This is a genomic window from Mycobacterium kubicae (assembly GCF_015689175.1).
Lineage (GTDB): Bacteria > Actinomycetota > Actinomycetes > Mycobacteriales > Mycobacteriaceae > Mycobacterium > Mycobacterium kubicae.
Genome location: NZ_CP065047.1, coordinates 1,211,907 through 1,233,620 on the forward strand (window position 1 = coordinate 1,211,907; position 21,714 = coordinate 1,233,620).

The window sequence follows — 21,714 nt, forward strand, 5'->3', positions numbered from 1 at the left end:
TACTGCCGGAATGCAGCCTGATTATGACGTCCTGATCATCGGTTCGGGGTTCGGCGGTAGTGTCAGCGCGCTGCGCCTGACGGAGAAGGGCTACCGCGTCGGAGTCCTGGAAGCCGGCAAGCGCTACGCCGACTCGGAGTTCGCCAAGACATCATGGGAGCTGCGCAAGTTCCTGTGGGCGCCCAAGCTCGGTTGCTACGGCATTCAGCGGATCCACCCGCTGAAGAACGTGATGATCCTGGCCGGTGCTGGAGTGGGTGGCGGATCGCTGAACTACGCCAACACCTTGTACGTGCCGACCGACCCGTTCTTCAACGATCCCCAGTGGCGCGACATCACCGACTGGCGTTCGGAGCTGATCCCGCACTACGAGCAGGCGCAGCGGATGCTCGGCGTGGTCTACAACCCGACGTTCACCGACGCCGACCGCATCGTCAAAGAGGTCGCCGACGAGATGGGGTGCGGCGACACCTTTGTCCCGACTCCGGTCGGGGTGTTCTTCGGGCCCGACGGGACCAAGACGCCGGGCAAGACGGTGCCCGATCCCTACTTCGGGGGCGCCGGGCCCGACCGCACCGGCTGCCTGGAGTGCGGTGGTTGTATGACCGGCTGCCGCTATGGCGCCAAGAACACGTTGCTGAAGAACTACCTCGCGTTGGCGGAATCGGCTGGCGCCGAGGTCATTCCGATGACGACGGTCAAGGGCTTCGAGCAGCGCTCCGACGGGCTGTGGGAGGTCCGCACGGTGCGCACCGGCAGTTGGGTGCGCCGCGACCGGCGGACCTTCACCGCCACGCACCTGATCCTGGCCGCAGGCACCTGGGGCACCCAGCACCTGCTGTTCAACATGCGCGACAAGGGCAAGTTGCCGCGGCTGTCCAAGCGGCTGGGCATGTTGACCCGGACCAACTCCGAGTCCATCGTGGGTGCCGCGCGGTTGAAGGTCTCCCCGGACCTGGACCTGACCCACGGTGTGGCGATCACGTCGTCGATTCACCCGACGTCGGACACCCACGTCGAACCCGTCCGCTACGGCAAGGGTTCCAACGCGATGGGGCTGCTGCAGACGTTGATGACCGACGGCTCCGGGCCGGAAGGCACCGACGTGCCGCGCTGGCGCCAGCTGATCCAGTTGGCGCGCGAGGATCCGCGGGGCATCATCCGGCTGCTCAATACCCGCCAGTGGAGCGAGCGCACCATGATCACGCTGGTGATGCAGAACCTGGACAACTCCATCACCACCTTCACCAAGCGCGGCAAACTCGGGATCCGTTGGTACACCAGCAAGCAAGGCCACGGCGAGCCCAACCCGTCGTGGATCCCGGTGGGCAACGAGGTCACCCGCCGCATCGCCAAGAAGATCGACGGCGTGGCCGGCGGCACCTGGGGCGAGCTGTTCAACATCCCGCTGACCGCCCACTTCCTGGGCGGCGCGGTGATCGGCGACAGCGCCGAGACCGGCGTCATCGACCCGTATCACCGGGTCTACGGCTATCCGACGCTGTATGTGGTTGACGGCGCGGCGATTTCAGCGAACCTGGGCGTGAACCCGTCGCTGTCCATCTCCGCGCAAGCCGAGCGCGCCGCGTCGTTGTGGCCCAACAAGGGCGAGGCCGACCTGCGGCCCAAGCAGGGCGAGGGCTACCGCCGGCTGGACCCGATCGAGCCCGCCCACCCGGTGGTCCCGCCCGACGCGCCGGGTGCGCTGCGGTGGCGACTGGAGCCCTCGCAGGTGCTGCCCAGTGCCGACGCCGCCAGCTAGCTTGCGACGACGTCCAGCGGCGCGCCGCTGATCACCCGGCTGCGCTCCCCGTGGATGTTCACCGGCACATCACCGACCAAGGTGACCCGGTGCATCAGACGAGGCTGGTTGTCGTAGTCGTCGACCGCCCGGTGCTGAGTCGCCCGGTTGTCCCAGATGGCGACGTCGCCGGGCTCCCAGTTCCACCGAATGGTGTTCTCCGGCACAGTGATGCGCCGTTGCAGCAAGTCGAACAGCACGGCCGACTCGTGGCTGTCCAGCCCGACGAAACTGCGCACGAAGTTGCCGGCCAGCAGCGTGCGTTCCCCGGTCTCCGGGTGCACCCGGACCACCGGATGCTCGGTGCGGAAATCCGGCTTCTCGAAGGCCTGCACGAACGCGCGCTGGGCGTCGGTCAACTTCTCCGACTCGCTGACCGCATAGTCGAACTGGTTGCTGTGCAGCGCCCAGAGGTTCTCGACCAGGCACTTGAGCGGTTCGGGTAGCGCCGCGTAGGCCGCCGCGGTCGATGCCCACAGGGTGGTCCCGCCGTAGCTGGGCAAGGTGATCGCACGCAGAATCGACGCCTTCGGATAGTTGGCGGCGAAGGTGATGTCGGTGTGCCAGGCGGTGGCCTTGCCCCATTCGGAGTTGATCGGGGTGATGATCGGCGCGCCGGCGCCGAAGGCGGCGGCGGCCGGGTGGCCGACCGGGGTGCCCAGCAGCCCGGCGAACGCCATCTGTTCGGCGTCGTCGAGGTGGTCCTGGCCGCGGAAGAAGATCACCTTGTGGGCCAGCAGCGCCTGGTAGATCTGCTCGACCGTGGCGGGGTCCAGATCGCCGCCGAGGCGTACGCCGTCGACTCGGGCGCCGATCCGGCTGCCCAGTTTGGTGACGGCTACCTCGTGTGTCATGTGCGTGCCCCTCTTTTGCTCAACCCGGTGTAGTCAAGTGACTACCTTCGCTAATGTAGACGGATGACTACAAGGTCGGCAACTGTTCCGCGCGGCGCGATCCCCACCGGGCGCGCAGAGGTGGCCGCCGCGATCCTGGAAGCCGCCGCCGACCTATTCGCCGAGCGCGGCCCGGCCGCGACGTCGATCCGCGACATCGCCGCGCGGTCAAAAGTCAACCATGGTCTGGTGTTTCGCCACTTCGGCACTAAGGAACAGCTGGTGGGCGCGGTGCTGGACCACTTGGGCGCCACGCTCACCGGCCTGCTGCATTCCGGCGCCGCGCCCGACGTCGTCGACCAGGCGATGGACCGGCAGATGCGGGTATGGGCCCGGACGCTGCTGGACGGCTATCCGGCCGAGCAGTTGCAGACGCGGTTCCCCAACGTTGCCGAACTGCTCGAACAGGTCCGGTCCCGGCACACCGACGACGCCACCGCGCGCATGGCCGTCGCCCATGCCCTGGCCCTGCAACTGGGTTGGCGGTTGTTTGCGCCGATGCTGCGCTCGGCGACCGGTCTGGACGCGCTCAGCGACGAGGAACTGCGGCGCGCGGTGATCACCGAGGCGACGCGCATGCTGCAACCGCCACGCTGAACGCTGCGTATCCGCCCTCGGATCAGGCTTTGACCGGGCGGGTCAACGTCTTGCGGCGCAACGGTTCCCGGCCGGGCGGCTGGGGCGGCGGCGGCAGCATCGCCTCGCGCTTGTGCACATCGAAAGTCGTCGGCGACTCGGTGCACAGCGTGACTTCCTCACCCGCGTGCCGGATGGTCAACTCGCCGTCGGGGCCGTCGCGCAGCGTGTAGGTGACCTGGTCGTGTTCGGCGTCGACGGTCACCCGAAAACCGCGCCAGCGCAAGCGGAAACACAACCGCGAGATGCCGTCGGGCAGATGCGGATCCAGCGACAGGATGCCCTCGTCGTCGCGCAAGCCGCCGAAGCCTTCGACCAGTGCTATCCATGCCCCGGCCAACGAGGCCATGTGTAGGCCGTCGCGGGTGTTGTGGTGCAGGTCGCGCAGGTCGATCAGCGCGGCCTCGTACGCGTAGTCGTGGGCCAGCTCGACGTGGCCCACTTCGGCGCACATCACCGCCTGACTGCACGCCGACAGCGAGGAGTCGCGCACCATGCGGCGCTCGTAGTAGTCGACGTTGCGGGCCTTCTGTTCTTCGGTGAACGCGTGGCTTTGCCATTGCATGGCCAACACCAGGTCGGCCTGCTTGATCACCTGTGCGGGATAGAGCTTGACGTAGGGCTCGTGCAGCAACAGCGGGTAGTTGGTGTTTTGCTCGAAGTCCCACTCGGCGAGCGTGGTGAACCCTTCAGACTGCTCGTGGACACCCAGGTCCTCGTCATAAGGGATGTTCGCGGCGTCGGCGGCGTCGCGCCAGGCCGCCATCTCTTCGGTGTCCACGTTCAGTGCTGCAGCCTCGTCCGGATCGCGGGCACATGCGTCGGCGGCGGTGCGCAGATTGTGGGCGGCCATCAGGTTGGTGAACACGTTGTCGCGGACGATCGCGGTGTACTCGTCCGGTCCGGTGACCCCGTCCAGGTGCCAGACGCCGTGGCGGTCGTGGTGTCCCAGCGACATCCACAGCCGGGCCGTCTCGATCAAAACGGCCAAGCCGCACTCTTTTTCCAGCGAGTCGTCGCCGGTGACGATGCGGTAGCGGTGAAAGGCCATCGCGATGTCGGCGTTGATGTGCCAGGCCGCCGTGCCGGCCGGCCAGTAGGCCGAACACTCCTGGCCGCGGACTGTCCGCCAGGGAAAAGCCGCGCCGTTGAGGCGGAGTTCGGCGGCCCGCTCGCGAGCCAGGTCCAGCGTCGAGGCGCGCCACCGCAGCGCGTCGGCGACCGCGTGCGGAAGCGTGTAGGACAGCACCGGCAGCACGTATCCCTCGGTGTCCCAGAAGGCGTGACCGTCATACCCGGTGCCGGTCAGGCCCTTGCTGGGTATGGCGCGGCGTTCGGCACGCGCACTGGCCTGCACCAGATGGAAAAGACCGAACCGCACCGCCTGCTGCGACTCCGGGTCGCCCTCGACCTCGACGTCGGCGTTCTCCCAGAAGTCATCGAGGTAGGCCCGTTGCGCATCCAGCAAGCCCTGCCACCCGCTGTAGCACGCACTGTGCAGGGCCGCCGCGGCCTGATCCCGCAGGGCCGGACGCGACCGCAGACTCGACCAGCCATACGCCAGGTACTTGACGATGCGCAGCTTCTGACCCGGCCGCAGCCCACAGATCACCGTGGTGCGAGCCAGATCTTCACGCGCGTCGGTGCTGACCTCGACGCGTCCGGGCACATCGATCTCGTGATCCATCGCCGCCGCCATCATCAGCGAGCTGGCGCGGGTGCGGTGCATGAGCAGCGCCCGGCATCCGTCTCCCTCGTGGTCGACGGCTTCCAGCGGGTTCTCCAGGATGGCCGACACCCGAGGGTCGTCCGTGGTCTCCGGTTGGTCCTCGTTGGCGACGAGCTCGGACTGCACGGTCACGCGCACGAAGTCGTCGACCGCCTCGACCACGTATTCGATGGCCGCGACGCTACGTTGGGCCAGCGACACCAGGCGGGTGGACGTCACCTTGACCTGGTTGCCCGACGGCGAGCACCAGTGTGCGACGCGGGTCAGGGTGCCGGCGCGCAGATCGAGAGTCCGTTCGTGGTCGATCAACTTGCCGTAGCGGACGTCGAACGGTTCGTCACCGACCAGCAAGCGGATGATCTTGCCGTTGGTGACGTCGACGACGGTCTGGCCGGCTTCGGGGTATCCGTAGCCGGCCTCGGCGTAGGGCAGCGGCCGAATCTCGTAGAAGGAGTTCAAGTAGGTGCCCGGCAGGCCGTACGGCTCGCCTTCGTCGAGGTTGCCGCGCAGGCCGATGTGGCCATTGGACAGGGCGAACAGCGACTCGGACTGGGCCAGCAGATTCAGGTTGAGCTGCGTCTCCCGGATCTGCCAGGGCTCGACGGGAAACGCCTCTTCGGAGATCACGACTGCAGCAACTCGGCGAGATCAGAAACCACCACGTCGGCGCCGTTTTCGCGCAACTCGTCGGCTTGGCCCACCCGGTCGACACCCACCACGACGCCGAAGTTACCGGCCCGCCCGGCTTCTACGCCAGACAGCGCGTCTTCGAACACCGCCGCCGCGTCGGGTTCGACGTCGAGCAGTTCGGCCGCGCGCAAGAAAGAATCCGGCGCGGGCTTGCCGGCGATGTTCTCTTCGCGCAGCGTCACCCCGTCCACCCGTTCCTGCACGAACCGGTCCAAGCCGGTGACCTTGAGCACCTCGCCGGTGTTGGCACTGGACGACACCACGGCGACGGCCAGCCCGGCCTCCTTGACCGCTTCCAGGTAGCGCCGGGAGCCGTCGAACACCTTGACGCCGTCGTCGTGCAGGACCTTCTGGAACACGTCGTTTTTGCGGTTGCCCAGCCCGTACACCGTTTCCTTGTCGCCGGAGTCGTCGGGGTCGCCGTCGGGCAGGTCGATGCCGCGGCTTTCCAGAAACGACCGCACGCCGTCCTCGCGTTTCTTGCCGTCGACGTATTCGCGGTAGTCCTTGTCCGGGTCGAAGGGGACGAACTCTTCTCCGTCGCGCTCGGCGCGCTGCTTGAGGAAGTCGTCGAACATGTTCTGCCAGGCCTTGGTGTGCACGCTGGCGGTATCGGTCAGCACCCCGTCCAGGTCGAACAGGCAAGCGCGCACCTTATCTGGCAGACCCAGCACGGTGAACCTCATTTCTGAAGTAGTGGCAACTTCTAAGCGATACCCACTCCACCATGCCGAGTTGACATCCCGCCAGAAGTTTCGCGCTATTGCCCGGCTGTTACGCGGCGGATGCCAGGCCCTGAACGCCGGAGCGCCCGTCGGCATCGAGCACTCGACTGTCGGCTGTGACATTGGCCAGATCCACCAGTTGACTGGCGGCAAAACGGCCCATGGTGTGCAAGCCCTCCGACAACTCCAGGTCGGCGGGGCGTAGCTGGTGGAGGTCTTTGCCCGCGGCGGTCAGAGCCCCGTTCGACGTTGTGCCGTGACAGGCCGGTCGAATACTGGTCTGAGACCGTGTTGTTCACGCGCTGACCCGTTCGGTTGCCTCGGTCGCTGCGGCACGGGCGGGCAGTAACCAGCCGACGACGACGGCCGCACCCAGCGCGATGCCCGCGCAGACCAACGAGCCGACCTGCAGACCGTCGAGGAAAGCGCGCTGGACGGCATCGCGCACTGCGGCGTCCTGTGGCGCGGGAAGCGCTCCGATCACGTTGTGCGCGAACGCCATTGAGTGGCGCATCGCCGCGGTGACGTCTGCAGGCAAGCCGCTCAGTGCGGGCGCGGATTCGAGCTGGCCGGCGTACACCGAGGCGAACACGCTACCCACGATGGCTACGCCGAGGGTGCCGCCGAGTTCGCGGGTGGTGTCGTTGACGGCCGAGCCTACGCCGGCTTTGTCGGCTGACAGCGATCCCATGATCGCCTCGGTGGCAGGCGCGGTGGTCAAGCCCAGGCCGCCGCCGAGCAATACCATCTGCAGGGCGATGTCGGTGTAGGGCGTTTCCGCATTGACGGTGGAGGCCCAGGCCAGACCTGCGGCAAAAGTGGCCAGACCTCCAGAAACGACGGCAGTGGTGCCCACCCGTTCGACTAATCGGGGCCCCAGGATGCTGGCCAGGGCGATCGACCCGGCGACCGGCAGCAGCCGCACACCGGTCTCGAACGCGGTGTAGGTCTTGATGAACTGGAAGTACTGAGTAATGACGAAGATGAACCCGAACAACGTAAGGAAGCCAGCGGTCACGGCCAGGCTGCCGCCGGAAAAGCGGCGGTTGGCGAACACCGAGACATCCAACATCGGGTGCGCGCTGTGTCGTTCCCACACCGCGAAGATGGCCAGAATGCCTGTGCCCAAACCAAATCCGATGCCGGCGCGGACGCTCGCCCAGCCCCAGTCGGGTGCTTCGATGATCGTGTAAACAACCGCGGTGATTCCGGCGGCCGACAGCACGAGCCCGGGAACGTCGACACGCGGTGCCGCCGGATCGCGCGACGTGGGGACGAACAGGATGCCGCCGACGATGGCCACCGTCGCAATCGGAATGTTCACCAGGAAGACAGCGCCCCAGGAGAAATGCTCGAGCAGCCAGCCGCCGCTGATCGGCCCGGCGGCCACGCCGACACCGACCATTGCCGCCCACAGGCCGATCGCCTTGGCGCGTGGTACCGGTGCGGTGAAGATGTTGGTGATCAGCCCCAGAGTGGTCGGGAATATCACCGCCGCGCCGATGCCCATGGCAGCGCGCGCGGCGATCAGCCCCTCAGCCGAATGAGCCTGTGCGGCAACGCCGGAGGTGACCGCAAACACGGTCAGACCGCCAGCGAGCCAGCCGCGTCGGCCGAAGCGGTCGCTGAGGCTGCCGGCCGCGAGCATCAGGCCCGACATGACCAAGGTGTAGGCGTCGACAATCCATTGCAGCTGTGCGGTAGTGGCGTCGAGTTCGCGCGACAGGGTGGGCAGCGCGACGTTGACGATCGTGGCATCCACACTGATGACGAAGGCGCTCAGGCAGATGACAGCGAGCGCGGGGATTGGGCGATCGCGGAACACGGGAAAGGTAACCATCGACAAGACGCTAAAGTTATTAGACAACTTTTTCAAGTGGTAGGTAAAAAAAGATGCCTGCGGATGTTAGGATTGGTGGTGCCCACCCGGAATTACAACCAGAATTGCCCGATCGCGCTGGGGCTGGACGTCCTCGGTGAGCGATGGACCTTGCTGATTCTGCGCGAATTGGTGGGTGGAGCCCGCCGGTACAGTGACTTGCGCGCCCAATTGCCGGGCATCGCAACCAATCTGCTTGCCGAACGACTCAAGGAGCTGCAAGAAGCCGGGCTCGTCGACCGCGAGGACCTGCCGGCTCCGATCGGACGCACCGTCTATGCCCTCAGCGACCTCGGTTGGCGGCGAGTACTACCCATTCTGCAGGCCATCGCGTGGTTCGGCCTGGATCGGCTGGATCTTGTCGACGGTGACCCGGCATCGCAATTGAACGGATTTCTGGCCGGCGTCCTGCTGGCCTTCGACCCGGCGAAAGCGGCCGGCCTGGACGTGACCTGCCGAATCCAGGTGGACGACCGGCGCTTCGACTTCGCCGTCTCGCAGGGCATCCTGGCCGCAGCGCGCGGTGAACCCGCGGTGACGATTACCGCTACCGCGGCGGACCTGGTCGCGGCACGCCTCGGCGCCTCCGAGGCCAAGCGAAAGGCGGCCTTGCGGCGCATCACCTTCGACGGCGACCAGCGCACCGTCGACACCGTGCGGGACGTGTTCTCGTTGTCGGAGAATGCGGTGCCACCAGGGCAAAGCGGGCGCGTGGGCGCCAGCCACTAGACTGGGCTCCCGTGGAATCAGCCTCCCCCCGGCCGGTATTGGTGGTCGACTTCGGTGCGCAGTATGCGCAGTTGATCGCCCGTCGCGTGCGCGAGGCGCGAGTGTTCTCCGAGGTCATCCCGCATACCGCGTCTGTCGAAGAGATCAAGGCCCACAATCCGCTCGCGGTGGTGCTCTCCGGCGGGCCGGCCAGCGTCTACACCGAAGGTGCCCCGCAACTGGATCCGGCGCTGTTCGATTTGGGGGTGCCGGTGTTCGGCATCTGCTACGGGTTCCAGGCCATGGCGCAGGCGCTGGGCGGCACGGTGGCCCAGACCGGCACCCGCGAATACGGCCGTACCGAGCTGAAAGTGCTTGGCGGCGAGCTGCATACGGGTCTGCCCGGCACCCAGCCGGTATGGATGAGCCACGGTGACGCGGTCACCGCGGCGCCGGCGGGTTTCGAGGTGGTGGCCAGCAGCCCCGGCGCCCCGGTGGCCGGGTTCGAGGCGGCGAGCCGGCGCCTGGCCGGCGTGCAATACCACCCGGAGGTCATGCACACCCCGCACGGTCAGCAGGTGCTGAGCCGGTTCTTGCATGACTTCGCCGGGATCGGCGCCGAGTGGACGCCGGCCAATATCGCCAGCGCGCTGGTCGAGCAGGTGCGCGCCCAGATCGGCGACGGGCACGCGATCTGCGGGTTGTCCGGTGGGGTGGATTCGGCGGTGGCCGCCGCGCTGGTCCAGCGCGCCATCGGCGACCGGTTGACGTGTGTGTTCGTCGACCACGGGTTGTTGCGCGCCGGGGAGCGCGCGCAGGTGGAACGCGATTTCGTCGCCGCGACCGGTGCCAATCTGGTCACCGTCGACGCGGCCAAGACTTTCCTGGATGCGCTGTCGGGGGTGACCAATCCCGAGGGCAAACGCAAGATCATCGGCCGGCAGTTCATTCGGGCGTTCGAGGGTGCGGTCCGAGATGTGGTGGGCGACAGCGGGTCTGAGGTGGAATTCCTGGTGCAGGGGACGCTGTATCCCGACGTGGTGGAGTCCGGCGGGGGCAGCGGCACCGCGAACATCAAGAGCCACCACAACGTCGGCGGCTTGCCCGACGACCTGAAATTCGTCCTCGTCGAACCGCTGCGGCTGCTGTTCAAAGACGAGGTGCGCGCGGTGGGCCGAGAGTTGGGTCTGCCGGAGGAAATCGTTGGGCGGCAACCGTTTCCGGGGCCGGGCTTGGGCATCCGGATCGTCGGCGAGGTCACCGCGGCGCGACTGGACACCCTGCGGCGCGCCGATGCCATCGCGCGTGAGGAGTTGACCGCGGCCGGCCAGGACAAGCAGATCTGGCAATGCCCGGTCGTGCTGCTCGCCGACGTCCGCTCGGTGGGCGTGCAGGGCGACGGCCGCACCTACGGTCACCCGATCGTGCTGCGTCCGGTGTCCAGTGAGGACGCCATGACCGCCGACTGGACCCGGGTGCCCTATGAGGTGCTCGAGCGCATCTCGACCCGAATCACCAACGAAGTCCCCGAGGTCAACCGCGTGGTGCTGGACATCACCAGCAAGCCGCCCGGCACGATCGAGTGGGAGTAGTCAGACGAATTCACGCTTGCCGTAGGCGATAGCGGCGGTGGCGGAGTTACCGCCGGCCTCGGCGACGAGTCGGCGGGCGAGGTCCAGGTCGTTCTCGGCGACCACCAGGATCAAGGTGTGCTCCTCGGTGGTGACCGATCCGCCCAGTAGTCGGTGCTGTGCGGCGCTGTCTGCTGCGAACGCCGCGCGGAAGCGGGGCAGGTCCACCTCGGGCGCGGTGAGCAGGATCGCGTCGGCGTCCGGAGCCTGCTTGGGAAGGTAGGCGAAGGTCAGCACCGCTTGCTGATGGAACTGGTCGCGCAGCGCCGCGGCGGCGGCGTGCAGGGTGGGCGCGTTGGCCACGCACAGGTGGAACTCGCGCGAGCGCTCATAGCTGATCTGCTGTGACTCCGGCGACCAGAAGACGCCGTCGACCAACGCCGATCCCGACACCGCGGCGCCGGTGCCGGCGATCGTCACGTCGGCCTGCAGTTCGAACAGCGTCAAGTCGTCGGTGTCGTGGGTGTCGTGGGTGTCGTCGGTGGCGAACAGTTCCGCGGGCTGGCAGGAAGCGGGGGCGGAGGAGGCGGGAACTGCGGTCACAGTGCTCCCACAACACAGCATCAGCAACATCAGTAACGGGGTTTTGCGTGACCGCACAGGGCAGCCTCTCACGCGTCTTGACGCTTGTCGGAGGGCAGGTGTTTACTCGAATCCATCGAACATACATTCGAAAACGGCTAGGCAATCGGTGCGGTAGGGAGGCTGGTCATGACTGCGGCTTTCGCCTCCGACGCGCGGCAGGAAAATCGTACTGAACAGCTGAAACTGCTCCGCCAGCAGATGGCGGCGGTGTCGGAGAAGATGTCCGCCAGGACATCGGCGGCGCCGGTCACTCCCGCCCAGGACCTGCTGCCGGAGTCCCCGCCGGTCGGGCCGGTCCAGTTACCTCGCGGGTCGGTGGCGGTGCTAGCGGGAGCAAAGTCACTGGTGTTGCAGATGGTGGCTGCGGTGACGGCGGATGGAGGCCACGCCGCTATCGTCGGCCAACCTGCCATCGGGCTCCTGGCCGCCGCCGAGATGGGGGCGGATCTGAGCCGGATCGCGGTGATACCGGATCCCGGAACCGATCCGGTAGAGGTGGCCGCGGTGCTCATCGACGGCATGGATCTGGTGGTGCTCGGGCTGGGCGGGCGGCGGGTGACGCACACCCGGGCGCGGGCGGTGGTGGCCCGCGCGCGTCACAAAGGTTGCACCCTGCTGGTCACCGACGGCGACTGGGAAGGGGCACCGACGCGGCTGGAGGCCCGCGTCTGTGGTTATGAGATCACCGCGGGCAACCGGGGTGCCCCCACTCCCGGGTTCGGCCGGATCAGTGGGGTGCGGCTGCAGATCAGCGGCTGTGCGGGCGGACGGACGCTCGGCCGGGTCCGCACCGGGTGAGTGTGATGGCCCCTTCTCGCGTGTTGGCGCTCTGGTGTATGGACTGGCCCGCGGTCGCGGCGGCCGCAGCCGCGGACCAGCCACCGACGGCTCCGGTCGCGGTCACCTTGGCGAACCGGGTGATCGCCTGCTCGGCGACGGCGCGCGCGGCCGGCGTGCGGCGCGGGTTGCGCCGTCGGGAGGCGGCGGCCCGGTGTCCACACCTGCATGTCGCGCCCGCTGACGCCGACCGTGACGCCCGCTTCTTCGAAGGGGTGATTGCGGCGGTCGACGATCTGGTGCCCCGCGCCGAGGTGCTGCGGCCCGGGCTGTTGGTATTGCCGGTGCGCGGGGCGGCCCGCTTCTTCGGCTCCGAACAGCAGGTGGCCGAGCGGCTGATCGACGCGGTGGCGGTGAGTTCAATGGCCGGCGCCGAATGCCAGGTCGGCATCGCCGACCAGTTGTCCACCGCGGTTTTCGCGGCGCGTGCCGGCCGCATCGTGGAGCCGGGGCAAGACGCGCAGTTTCTGGCGCTGCTGTCGATCCGCCAGCTCGCCACCGAGCCCAGCCTGTCCGGTCCGGGCCGCGAAGAGCTGACGGATCTGTTGTGGCGGATGGGGATTCGCACCATCGGGCAATTCGCTGCGCTGGCCCGCTCCGACGTGGCGTCCCGGTTCGGCGCCGACGCGGTGACGGCGCACCGATTCGCCTGCGGTGAACCAGAACGGCCGCCGTCCGGGCGGGAGCCGCCGCCGGACCTCGAGGCGGTGCTGGACTGCGATCCGCCGATCGACCGGGTCGACGCCGCAGCGTTCGCGGGTCGTTCGCTGGCCGCCGCGCTGCATCAGGAGTTGTTGGCCGCCGGAGTGGGCTGTACCCGGCTGGCCATTCACGCCGTCACCGCCAGCGGTGACGAGCTGAGCCGGGTGTGGCGCTGTGCGGAGCCGTTGACCGAGGACGCCACCGCCGACCGGGTGCGCTGGCAACTCGACGGGTGGTTGAGCAATCGGATCGCCAGCGGCCGGCCCCTCGACGCGCCGGTGACGCTGTTGCGGCTGCAGGCGGTGGAGGTGGTCTCCGCCGAGGCGCTGCAGTTGCCGTTATGGGGTGGGCTCGGGGAGGAGGACAGGCTGCGGGCCCGGCGGGCGCTGGTGCGGGTGCAGGGCCTGCTCGGTCCGGAGGCGGTGCAGGTGCCGGTGCTGTCCGGCGGCCGGGGACCGGCCGAACGTATTACGTTGACTCCGCTGGGTGACGAGCCGGCACCGCACGCCGACCCCAAACAGCCGTGGCCCGGGCAACTGCCCAACCCGTCGCCGGCGGTGCTGCACGACGACCCGGTCGATTTGCTTGACGTGCAAGGCAATTCGGTGCGGGTGACCAGCCGCGGGCTGTTTTCCGCCGACCCGGCGCGGATGACCGTGCACGGGCGCGAGGAGCCGCTGCGCTGGTGGGCCGGTCCGTGGTCGGTCGACGAGCGATGGTGGGACCCCGACCTGGGTAAGGGGCGCACCGCCCGCGCTCAGGTCCTGCTGGAAAGCGAGCGCGCGTTGCTGCTGTGCTACCGCCAGCGCCGCTGGTATCTGGAGGGCAGCTATGAATAGCTAGGGGCAACAACGCATTCAGTGCGACGCGAAGGTGATCACCAGGACGTCGCGTACGGCCGGCAGTGCGGGGTCGATCGGCCGCAGCGGCGACACACCGTGCATGGTGCGCCGATCATCGCCGAGCATGCAGGTTCCGGGTTCGGCCAGGGTGGTCGTCAAGAGTCGGCGGCCATTGAGGTCACACACCAGGCTCTCCCCGCCGGTCGCGTTGCGCCGATCGATCAGCAGCGAGGTGACCAGGGTGACCCCGTCGCGGTGCAAGCCTTCCGGCGTCGGCAGGCCTTCGCCGTCGGCCGAGGACAACACCCGGAAGGGATGTACCTTGACGGTCCATTCCTCGACCTCGTCCAGGGTGTCCGCCAACCGGCCCAGCAGCTTGAGCCACCGATGCAGCAGGGGCTCGTCGGCGAACGCGTCGGTCAGCGGTTCGAATTGGCGGTCCCGGCCGATGTAGAGCGGGTTGGAGTCTTGTGGCTGCACGAACGATCGGTTGGTTACTCGCTGGAAGATTCCCTCCCGGCAGGAGTAGTGCCCATAGCGGCGCAGGCGCTGGATGCCCAGTTCTGCCGCATACGGGTCAGGCGCCAACTCGTCCCAGTGCCGGCCGAATTCGGTCCATGCGTTGTGGTCGGCGCTGCCGTCCAGGTCCAGGCTGCGCACCAGGTCGATCGGGTGCATCACATACAGGCCCGTCGTGCTGAGCATTCGACCAGCGGTCGCTATCGGGTCGGCGTCGCGTCGTCTTTCGTGCACACTTCGCGTCACTCGGCCGGAATACCTCAGATACCTGTTGTTTAACCGCGGCAACTATAGCGCGCGCGCGAACCGCCCGACCACTTCGATGTACCGGTCGAAGAACGCCGCTGAGTCGACGCCAATCCCGATCCGCGCGTTGGGTTCTCGGTCACCCGACCAGTCCGCGACCGTCTTGCCGCGCGGTTCGGTGAGCGTGACGGTCACCGTTGCGGCCCGGGTCGATATCAGCTGTGGCTCCAGGGCCGCCGCGGCGGCCAGTGGGTCATGCAGATACGCCAAGTAACCGTATCCGCGCTCGGCGTGCGACTCGAAGTAGCACCGCATCACATCCTCGATGAAAGCCGTCAACGCCGACGGACCCGCCGCCGACGTCAACCGGTCCAGGATTTCCGGAGTCATCGCGACCTGGCGGGTCAGGTCCAAACCGCACAAGACCGGAAGCCGTTGTCGCCCGGTCCAGGCGGTCAGCACCTCATCAGCGGCCTCGGGGTCCACCCGGATGTTCCACTCGGCCGCGGAATCGATTTGCTCGTCGAACGCCCCGCCCATGATGACCAGTCGCCGCAGCAACGTCGGCAACGCCGGTTCGGCGCGTACCGCCAACGCCAGGTTGGTCAACGGGCCGGTGACCACCCCGATCAGTTCACCGGGGTGTGCACGCGCCGCCACCACCCAGGCGGTCGTAGCGTCGTAATCGGTGAGCCGGCGCTCGGTCGGCGGCAGGGTGGCATAACCTAAACCGTTGGGCCCGTGCACGCTTGCCCGCTGCGACCAGATGCCGTGCAGTGGCTGGTCGGCGCCCCGGGACACCGGAATGTCGGGGGCGCGGCACACTTCGAGCAGGCCGAGGTTGTTCGCGCACACCTGATCGACACCGATGTTGCCACCGGTGGCGGCGATGCCGATGACCTCGGCGCTGCCCAACAGGTAGAGCAGCGCCATCGCGTCGTCGATGCCGGTGTCGACGTCTACGAAAACCGCGCTCATCGCGCCCACTTACCAATACACGCCGGGCACCAGTCGCACCAGCCGCTTGACGGGGCGGGGCACACCCACGCGGGCCGCCGCGGCGCGCGCCGGTCGGGTCGGACGACGACGCGCAGGTCGAGTCGTGCTCACCGGCTCCGGCGACGAAACACCGCGCGCGGCAGCCGAATCCGGATAACCCAGGTACAGCTGGTGCAGGATCCGCCGGGAAGTGCGCGGCGCGAAGTAATGGCCGACCTGGGCCAGGGTGCCCAACGGAGTGTCGATGCGCACCGGCTTGTCGACCAACGCCCGCACCACCATTGCCGCCGCCCGCTCCGGGCTGATCGCCGGCACCGGGTTGAGCCGTCGCGACGGCACGATCATCGGCGTCTTCACCAGTGGCATATGGATATTGGTGAACGTGATGTGATCGGACAGCGTCTCGGAGGCCACCACCTCGGCGAACGCGTCCAGCGCCGCTTTGGTCGGCAGATAAGAGCTGTACTGCGGATTGCGGGCTTGCACACCGGCGCTGGACACGTTGACCACATGGCCGAACCGGCGCTCCCGCCAATGCGGCAACAACGCGAGCACCATGCGCACCGCGCCGAAGTAGTTGACGGACATGACCCGTTCGTAATCGTGCAATCGGTCGGTGGCATTGGCCACCGAGCGGCGGATCGACCGGCCGGCGTTGTTCACCAGGTAGTCGACGTGATCGAAGCGGCCCAGGATGTCTTTGATGGTGTGTTCCACCGACACCGAATCGGTGACGTCACACGTGAACGCGTACGCCTGCCCACCCCGCGACCGGATCTCGGCGACCAGTTCGTCGAGCACATCGCCGTTGCGCGCTAACGCAAAAACCGTGGCGCCTCGCTCGGCGATGGCGATCGCCGACGCTCGGCCGATTCCGCTGGACGCGCCGGTGATGATCACGTTCCGGCCCACCAGCGACCCGGCGGGGTCGTCGCGACGAGCGCGGTCGGGATCGAGATGTGCTGCCCAGTAGTGCCACAGTTTGGGCGCGTACGTCGAGAACTCGGGCACCTCGATTCCTGTGCCCTGCAGGGCAGTTCGGGTCTCGTCGGAGACGAACGTGGGCGCCAGCTCCACGACGTCGAAAACCTCAGCGGGGATGCCCAACTGGGTAGCCGCCATGTTCCGCAGCACCTTGGCGCGACCGCGCACCTTCAGCACCGGGGTGGCCACCGATTGCGGCAGCGAGCCGCGCAGCGCAGGCAGCCCGGCCGCTTTCGCGACGCCGCGGTAAATGCCGTGCAGGCCAATCGTTTTGGGTGCGGTCAGGTGGAACGTCTGGCCGTCGCGGCCTGGGCTGTGCATAAGCGCGACGATGGCGTCGACTACGTAGTCGACCGGGACGATATTCGTCCGGCCGGTGTCGGGCAACAGAATTGGCGTCAGGGAGGGTAGGACGGCCAGCTTGGCCAACACGCCGAAGAAATAGTAGGGACCGTCGACCTTGTCCATCTCACCGGTCTGCGAATCGCCCACCACCACGGCTGGGCGGTAGATGCGATACCGCAATCCGTCGGTCGAGCGCACCAATAGCTCGGCTTCGAACTTGGTCCGGTGATACGGGGTCGGCAGTTGCTGACCGACGTCGAAGTCGGCTTCGGTGTACTCACCGGCGAAGTCACCGGCTACCGCAATCGAGGAGACGTGGTGCAAGGCGGCGCCCAGTCGCTGCGTCAGTTCGATCACCGCCCGGGTGCCGTCGACATTGACCGCGCGCTGTTCGGCCTCGCCCGCGGTGATGTCATAGATCGCCGCGCAGTGCACCACATGATCGACGCGGCCCAACTCGGCCAGGGTCTCCTCGCTCAGGCGCAGTTCGGCCAGGTCACCGACCAGTGGCCGCACCCGATCGCCCCAGTGCACCGCGAGGCGCTCGAAGCGCCCGAGCGACTCGCGCCGCACCAGCACCCACACCAAGGCGTCGGGTTGGGTCTGTAAAAGCCGGGCAACGACGCGGCGGCCAATAAACCCGGTACCGCCGGTAACGACATACCGCATGCAGCCATGGTGGCGGCTGGAAGCCGCACCCGTCAACCGCTGGATCGGTGGCCCTGGTCAGGTGAAGCTGCGGATACCGTCCCAGTCGACCAGCGTCCAGCCGCTCAGTGGGTTGCCGGTGAGGACCACTCGGCCGGTGTTGGGCAGCGGGTGGGTGGTCATCAAGTTGCTCTTGGCGTTGATGGCGTTCAGCAACGTCCAGACCATGATGGCCGCGCCCTGAGAGAAGACGACGGGTTTCTTGTTGCCGCTGTCGTAGATCTTGCGGATGGCGGCGGTGAACTGGTCGTTGAACTCTTTGCCGTCCAGTGAACCGGGGATGTTGTTGTGGATGTCGCCCTGCAGCCACTGCGCCGGTGCCATCAGATAAGTCGTGCTGGCCGTGGATTCGGGTTTGCCGTTGAACCAGCCGGCGTTGATCGACTGCAGGCCGGGCAGAATCTCGACGTGCTTACCCAGCTCACTGGCGAGCGGGCCGGCGGTCTGCTGGGCTTCGGCCATGGAGGAGGCGTAGACGGCGTCGAAGTCGTTGTGCCGGGCTTGATGCGCGAGCTGCTGGGCTTGCCCCTTGCCCTCGTCGGTGAGACTGGGGCCCGGGGCCGCGGTGTCGATGATCCCGTCCGCGTTCGCCTCGGATTGGGCGTTGCGGATAAACGTCAGCGTGATGGTGCGCGCTTGGGGAGTGTTGCCCCCGCCGCAGGCGCCGACGAATATTGCCACGGCGACAAGAGCCGCTGCCTTCCAAATGCTGATGCGCTTGGCCATGGCGATAGCCTGCCCTGCCGACACCGTCGGTGGGAAGGGTTTGCGATGGTTAAGTCCGGAAAAAGCTCAGTTTCGCAATCCAGAGGAGACTCGCATGGCGATTGACCCGGGTGCCATCGGCGCGGTAACCGACCCGGTGCTGTTCGAATGGACCGACCGGGACACGTTGCTCTATGCGCTCGGCGTCGGTGCCGGACTCGACGACTTGTCCTTCACCACCGAGAACAGCCACGGCATCACCCAGCAAGTCCTGCCGACCTACGCGGTGATCTGCTGCCCTGCCTTCGGTGCGGCGGCCAAGGTCGGTACGTTCAACTGGGCCAAGCTATTACACGGCTCGCAGTCGGTTCGGTTGCATGCACCGTTGCCCGCGGCGGGAAAGCTTTCGGTGGTCACCGAAGTCGCCGACATCCAGGACAAGGGCGAGGGCAAGAACGCGATCATCATGCTGCGCGCCCGCGGCACCGACCCCGACACCGACACCGTGGTAGCCGAGACGTTGACCACCTTGGTGATCCGCGGTGAGGGCGGCTTCGGCGGAGAGCCGGGACAGCGGCCGGCGGCACCGGAATTCCCCGACCGGGAACCCGACGCCCGCATCGACCTGCCCACCCGCGAGGACCAAGCGCTGATCTACCGGCTCTCCGGTGACCGCAACCCGCTGCACAGCGACCCGTGGTTCGCCAAAGAGCTGGCCGGATTTCCCAAGCCGATCCTGCATGGCTTGTGCACCTACGGCGTGGCCGGGCGCGCGTTGGTCGCCGAACTGGGTGGCGGTGTGGCGGCCAACATCTCCTCGATTGCGGCGCGGTTCAGTTCACCGGTCTTCCCGGGTGAGACGTTGTCCACGGTGATCTGGCGTACCGAATCGGGCCGCGCGGTGTTCCGCACCGAGGTGGCCGGGTCGGATGGCGGGGAGGCCCGGGTGGTCTTGGACGACGGCGCGGTGGAATATCAATCGAGCTGACGGTCGACGCTGCGGTAGTAGTGCACATACGCCGCCGCAGGCACCAGCACGAATGTACTGACGATCAACGCGATCGAGAAATAATTGGGGCCGCCGTGCGCGGTCAGCAGGATCGTGCGGTAGTCGAACGACATTGCCAGTGCGACCGAGATCGCCACCGCGGTTATCGGTAACACCTTGTCGGTGAACGCATTTGGCGGCGCCGCCGCCGGCGCTGCGGTTCGCTTGCGCACCAGGACGATCAGCGCTATCGGCACGACGATGAACTGGATGAAGCGGGCGATCACCGCCAAGCCGGTCAGGTTCACGATGTCGAAACTCAACGCCAGGGGGAACGCCAGCGCCAACGAGGCCGTGGCGGTGAAAGCGAGCATCGGGACACCGAACCGGTTCTGCTGTGACAGCCGAGCCGGCAGTATCCCGGTGTCCGACAGTGCCGTCCACACCCGCGGCGCGCCGAATGACGCGGCCACGTTGATGCCGAACATCGAGATCAGGGCACCCAGTACGACGATGGTGCGGAAAGCGTCGTTTCCGATTGCGGCCGCCAGCCGCACGGTGTCGTGGGACGCGACCACCTTGTCGGCGCCTAGCAGCATGGCCGTCGTGACGGCCAGTACGTAGGCGATGCCGACGCCGAGGATCGCCAGCGGTATGGCCTTGGGCAGGTTGCGGTCCGGTTCGTGCATCTCCTCTGCGGCATTGGCGATCGATTCGAAACCGGTGAAGGCGTAAAGCGCTGCCACGGTGGCCAGCACCAGTCCGGCGACCACGCCGTGCCCGACGGTGACGAAGCCGAACAACGCGTAGGCCGCCGGCCGATAAACCTCCGCTGAGCTTGATTCGCCGTAATTGTTGACGTGCCGGGTGACGACCAACCACAGGCCGCCGACGATGAAGATCGACAGCGCGAACAGCTTTCCGGCGGTGGAGATTGCGTTGGCCCACTCGATGACCCGGTTGCCGAAGATATTGATCACCAGCAGCACGGCGATGAACAGCACAAAAGTCAACGTCTTGACGCTGAGCAGCCTGGTGTCATTGGCCCAATCATGGTGCGGGAAAGCCACTCTCAACAACGTCGAGACGAACAGCGTGGCCAGCACGCCCCAGGCGATGGAGGCGACGATGGCGTGGGTGACACCGACGTAGATCCCGATGCGCTGGCCGAATGCCGCTGTGGTGTAGGCGTAGGAGGCGCCGTTGGTCCTGACATAACGGGCTGCCGTCGCAAAGACCAGCGCCATGATGCCAGCGAAGAGCCCGGCCAGGACATAGGCCAGCGGCGCCAGCGGTCCAGCGAATCGGATCACCGCGCCGGGAGTGAGGAAGATGCCCGCTCCGATGATCGCGTTGATCCCGAGCATGACAATGCTCCAGAAGCCGAGTTTGCTGATTGCGGACCCTCCCAGTCGCGAGCGGTGCTAGTCGCTCGAACGAAGCCGGCGTGCCAGCTGCGCGGTGAACTCGCTGACCCGTGCGGGACTGTCGAGCGCGAAAAGCGCCGCCGTCGCGCGGTCACCGTCATCGCTGTGCCGCACCACGATCGGAACGCCATCGTCGTGCACCGCGTCGAAAGCATCCTCGTCGGTGATGTCGTCACCGAGATACACCGGCACCAGCGGACCCGAACCCGCGTCGTGCAGATGGTCGATCACCCAGCGCAGCGTTTTGCCTTTGTCCCAGTCGATGTCGGGGCGTAGCTCGATGACTTCGCGCCCGGTGGTCACCCGCAACGACTCCCGCCGCCCCGCCGCCCGCACTGCGGCCGCCACTTCTCCCACCCGGTCACGTGCGGTGTTGCGGTAGTGCACAGAGACGCCAAAGCGCTTGTGCTCCACCGCAACACCAGGAATCGACCCGATCTCCTCCCGGAGCTGGGCGGCCGCTTCCTCCAGCACCGGGATGGCCTTCGCGGCAGCGTCGTTCTGGTGATGCGTGCCATCTGGGGCGGTCAACTCGAAGCCGTGACTGCCGGCGTACCACAGCCCGGGCAGCCCGACCCGCTGGGTCACGTCGGCAAGATCACGACCGCTGAGAATGGCGACCGGACATCGCGCCGCCAGCTCCTGCAGCGCTTCGGATGCGCCCGCGACGGGCTCGGCCGCAGCGGGATCCTCGACGATGTCCGACAGTGTGCCGTCGAAGTCGAAAAACACTGCCGGGGCGCCGGTGAGCTCCGACAGCGCCTGAACCGCGTCGGGCAGCTGCGACATGCGCCGGTCCCCGGTGCGCACGTGGATCTCGTCCAGCGCCGCGACGACGGCGTCGGCGTCCGCGTCGTGTAGCGCGTCGATGTCTGCGCCGATGCCGACGACCAACGCGAAGCCGCCGTTGCGGGCGGCCAGGACGCCTCGGGCGTCGGTTGCGACGACGGCGCAGCGACCCGGCCGCACCTGTAGGCGCTCGGCTGCCCGGGTCAGGTTGTCGGTGCCGGGGGAGATGACGAGCGCGCCCACACCGGCATCCTGGAGTCGCCGGACCAGCGCCTGGCTGTGACCCGATGCGCTGTCGACAAGGACCGCGTCATGGCGGCGCGGGTCGATGGTGACCGACATTGAC

At 67.3% G+C, this 21,714-nt stretch carries 18 protein-coding genes; 7 read left to right on the forward strand and 11 right to left on the reverse strand.

Translation table 11 applies throughout. The features are described 5' to 3' along the window. Window positions 1-10 precede the first annotated feature (10 nt). Entirely contained in the window at window positions 11-1,762 is a 1,752-nt protein-coding gene (locus I2456_RS05815; protein ID WP_085073731.1) for a GMC oxidoreductase, read from the forward strand. Here I2456_RS05815 and I2456_RS05820 read toward each other — a convergent pair. Next, window positions 1,759-2,655, reverse strand: coding sequence for a TauD/TfdA dioxygenase family protein (locus tag I2456_RS05820; RefSeq protein ID WP_085073732.1), 897 nt, complete (start codon window positions 2,653-2,655; stop codon window positions 1,759-1,761). The two genes, I2456_RS05815 and I2456_RS05820, sit on opposite strands and share 4 nt — an antisense overlap. 63 nt (window positions 2,656-2,718) lie before the next feature. Between I2456_RS05820 and I2456_RS05825 the strand changes: the two genes are divergently transcribed. After that, a complete protein-coding gene (locus I2456_RS05825; protein ID WP_085073733.1) occupies window positions 2,719-3,291 on the forward strand; it encodes a TetR/AcrR family transcriptional regulator in 573 nt (190 codons plus the stop codon). 22 nt (window positions 3,292-3,313) lie between these two features. Here the strand turns inward: I2456_RS05825 and I2456_RS05830 are convergent, their stop codons facing one another. The 3 genes from I2456_RS05830 to I2456_RS05840 form a co-directional block, all read right to left on the reverse strand. Further along, a complete protein-coding gene (locus I2456_RS05830) occupies window positions 3,314-5,686 on the reverse strand; it encodes a glycoside hydrolase family 65 protein (protein WP_085073734.1) in 2,373 nt (790 codons plus the stop codon). Further along, the gene (locus tag I2456_RS05835; RefSeq protein WP_085073735.1) at window positions 5,683-6,435 is read right to left on the reverse strand and encodes a beta-phosphoglucomutase family hydrolase; all 753 of its coding nucleotides are present in this window, start codon (window positions 6,433-6,435) and stop codon (window positions 5,683-5,685) included. Before I2456_RS05835 ends, I2456_RS05830 begins: the two co-directional genes overlap by 4 nt. Before the next feature lie 334 nt (window positions 6,436-6,769). Then, window positions 6,770-8,314, reverse strand: a complete 1,545-nt coding sequence (locus tag I2456_RS05840; protein WP_085073736.1) for a DHA2 family efflux MFS transporter permease subunit — start codon at window positions 8,312-8,314, stop codon at window positions 6,770-6,772. A gap of 78 nt (window positions 8,315-8,392) precedes the next feature. Between I2456_RS05840 and I2456_RS05845 the strand changes: the two genes are divergently transcribed. Continuing rightward, window positions 8,393-9,082 (forward strand): winged helix-turn-helix transcriptional regulator, encoded by a 690-nt coding sequence (locus I2456_RS05845; RefSeq protein ID WP_139823111.1) that lies wholly within the window; start codon window positions 8,393-8,395, stop codon window positions 9,080-9,082. Between the two features lie 11 nt (window positions 9,083-9,093). Further along, on the forward strand, window positions 9,094-10,653 hold the full coding sequence (gene guaA, locus I2456_RS05850; protein ID WP_085073738.1) for a glutamine-hydrolyzing GMP synthase: 1,560 nt from the start codon (window positions 9,094-9,096) through the stop codon (window positions 10,651-10,653). Here the strand turns inward: guaA and I2456_RS05855 are convergent, their stop codons facing one another. Then, on the reverse strand, window positions 10,654-11,235 hold the full coding sequence (locus I2456_RS05855; protein WP_241007868.1) for a hypothetical protein: 582 nt from the start codon (window positions 11,233-11,235) through the stop codon (window positions 10,654-10,656). It abuts the gene before it with no gap. 168 nt (window positions 11,236-11,403) lie between these two features. Here I2456_RS05855 and I2456_RS05860 point away from each other — a divergent pair, with 168 nt between their 5' ends. Both I2456_RS05860 and I2456_RS05865 read left to right on the forward strand, forming a co-directional pair. Beyond that, window positions 11,404-12,075 carry a hypothetical protein gene (locus I2456_RS05860; protein WP_068033712.1) on the forward strand — a complete coding sequence of 224 codons (672 nt, stop codon included), beginning with the start codon at window positions 11,404-11,406 and terminating at the stop codon, window positions 12,073-12,075. Between the two features lie 2 nt (window positions 12,076-12,077). Continuing rightward, window positions 12,078-13,655, forward strand: coding sequence for a DNA polymerase Y family protein (locus I2456_RS05865; protein ID WP_163703798.1), 1,578 nt, complete (start codon window positions 12,078-12,080; stop codon window positions 13,653-13,655). 18 nt (window positions 13,656-13,673) lie between these two features. Here I2456_RS05865 and I2456_RS05870 read toward each other — a convergent pair whose 3' ends face one another. The 4 genes from I2456_RS05870 to I2456_RS05885 all read right to left on the reverse strand — a co-directional run bounded on the left by I2456_RS05870 (window position 13,674) and on the right by I2456_RS05885 (window position 18,185). Then, window positions 13,674-14,363, reverse strand: a complete 690-nt coding sequence (locus I2456_RS05870; RefSeq protein WP_085073740.1) for a 2OG-Fe dioxygenase family protein — start codon at window positions 14,361-14,363, stop codon at window positions 13,674-13,676. 102 nt (window positions 14,364-14,465) lie between these two features. Continuing rightward, on the reverse strand, window positions 14,466-15,401 hold the full coding sequence (locus I2456_RS05875; protein WP_085073771.1) for a nucleoside hydrolase: 936 nt from the start codon (window positions 15,399-15,401) through the stop codon (window positions 14,466-14,468). A gap of 9 nt (window positions 15,402-15,410) precedes the next feature. After that, window positions 15,411-17,420, reverse strand: coding sequence for an SDR family oxidoreductase (locus I2456_RS05880; protein ID WP_085073741.1), 2,010 nt, complete (start codon window positions 17,418-17,420; stop codon window positions 15,411-15,413). Window positions 17,421-17,477: 57 nt separating this feature from the next. Next, window positions 17,478-18,185, reverse strand: coding sequence for a histidine phosphatase family protein (locus I2456_RS05885; protein WP_068033703.1), 708 nt, complete (start codon window positions 18,183-18,185; stop codon window positions 17,478-17,480). Window positions 18,186-18,279: 94 nt separating this feature from the next. On the opposite strand from I2456_RS05885, the gene I2456_RS05890 reads away from it, so the two are divergent. After that, entirely contained in the window at window positions 18,280-19,152 is an 873-nt protein-coding gene (locus I2456_RS05890) for a MaoC family dehydratase (protein ID WP_085073742.1), read from the forward strand. Here the strand turns inward: I2456_RS05890 and I2456_RS05895 are convergent. After that, window positions 19,140-20,519: an APC family permease gene (locus tag I2456_RS05895; RefSeq protein ID WP_068033699.1), complete on the reverse strand. Its 1,380-nt coding sequence runs from the start codon at window positions 20,517-20,519 to the stop codon at window positions 19,140-19,142. The genes I2456_RS05890 and I2456_RS05895 overlap by 13 nt on opposite strands. Before the next feature lie 57 nt (window positions 20,520-20,576). Next, on the reverse strand, window positions 20,577-21,710 hold the full coding sequence (gene otsB, locus I2456_RS05900; protein WP_085073743.1) for a trehalose-phosphatase: 1,134 nt from the start codon (window positions 21,708-21,710) through the stop codon (window positions 20,577-20,579). Window positions 21,711-21,714: the final 4 nt, after the last annotated feature.

Bases quoted from the DNA above. Each gene is read 5' to 3' on its own strand.
- I2456_RS05815 (WP_085073731.1), top strand. From the start codon at position 11: ATGCAGCCTGATTATGACGTCCTGATCATCGGTTCGGGGTTCGGCGGT.
- I2456_RS05820 (WP_085073732.1), bottom strand. From the start codon at position 2,655: ATGACACACGAGGTAGCCGTCACCAAACTGGGCAGCCGGATCGGCGCC.
- I2456_RS05825 (WP_085073733.1), top strand. From the start codon at position 2,719: ATGACTACAAGGTCGGCAACTGTTCCGCGCGGCGCGATCCCCACCGGG.
- I2456_RS05835 (WP_085073735.1), bottom strand. From the start codon at position 6,435: ATGAGGTTCACCGTGCTGGGTCTGCCAGATAAGGTGCGCGCTTGCCTG.
- I2456_RS05840 (WP_085073736.1), bottom strand. From the start codon at position 8,314: ATGGTTACCTTTCCCGTGTTCCGCGATCGCCCAATCCCCGCGCTCGCT.
- I2456_RS05860 (WP_068033712.1), top strand. From the start codon at position 11,404: ATGACTGCGGCTTTCGCCTCCGACGCGCGGCAGGAAAATCGTACTGAA.
- I2456_RS05870 (WP_085073740.1), bottom strand. From the start codon at position 14,363: ATGCTCAGCACGACGGGCCTGTATGTGATGCACCCGATCGACCTGGTG.
- I2456_RS05875 (WP_085073771.1), bottom strand. From the start codon at position 15,401: ATGAGCGCGGTTTTCGTAGACGTCGACACCGGCATCGACGACGCGATG.
- I2456_RS05880 (WP_085073741.1), bottom strand. From the start codon at position 17,420: ATGCGGTATGTCGTTACCGGCGGTACCGGGTTTATTGGCCGCCGCGTC.
- I2456_RS05885 (WP_068033703.1), bottom strand. From the start codon at position 18,185: ATGGCCAAGCGCATCAGCATTTGGAAGGCAGCGGCTCTTGTCGCCGTG.
- I2456_RS05890 (WP_085073742.1), top strand. From the start codon at position 18,280: ATGGCGATTGACCCGGGTGCCATCGGCGCGGTAACCGACCCGGTGCTG.
- I2456_RS05895 (WP_068033699.1), bottom strand. From the start codon at position 20,519: ATGCTCGGGATCAACGCGATCATCGGAGCGGGCATCTTCCTCACTCCC.
- otsB (WP_085073743.1), bottom strand. From the start codon at position 21,710: ATGTCGGTCACCATCGACCCGCGCCGCCATGACGCGGTCCTTGTCGAC.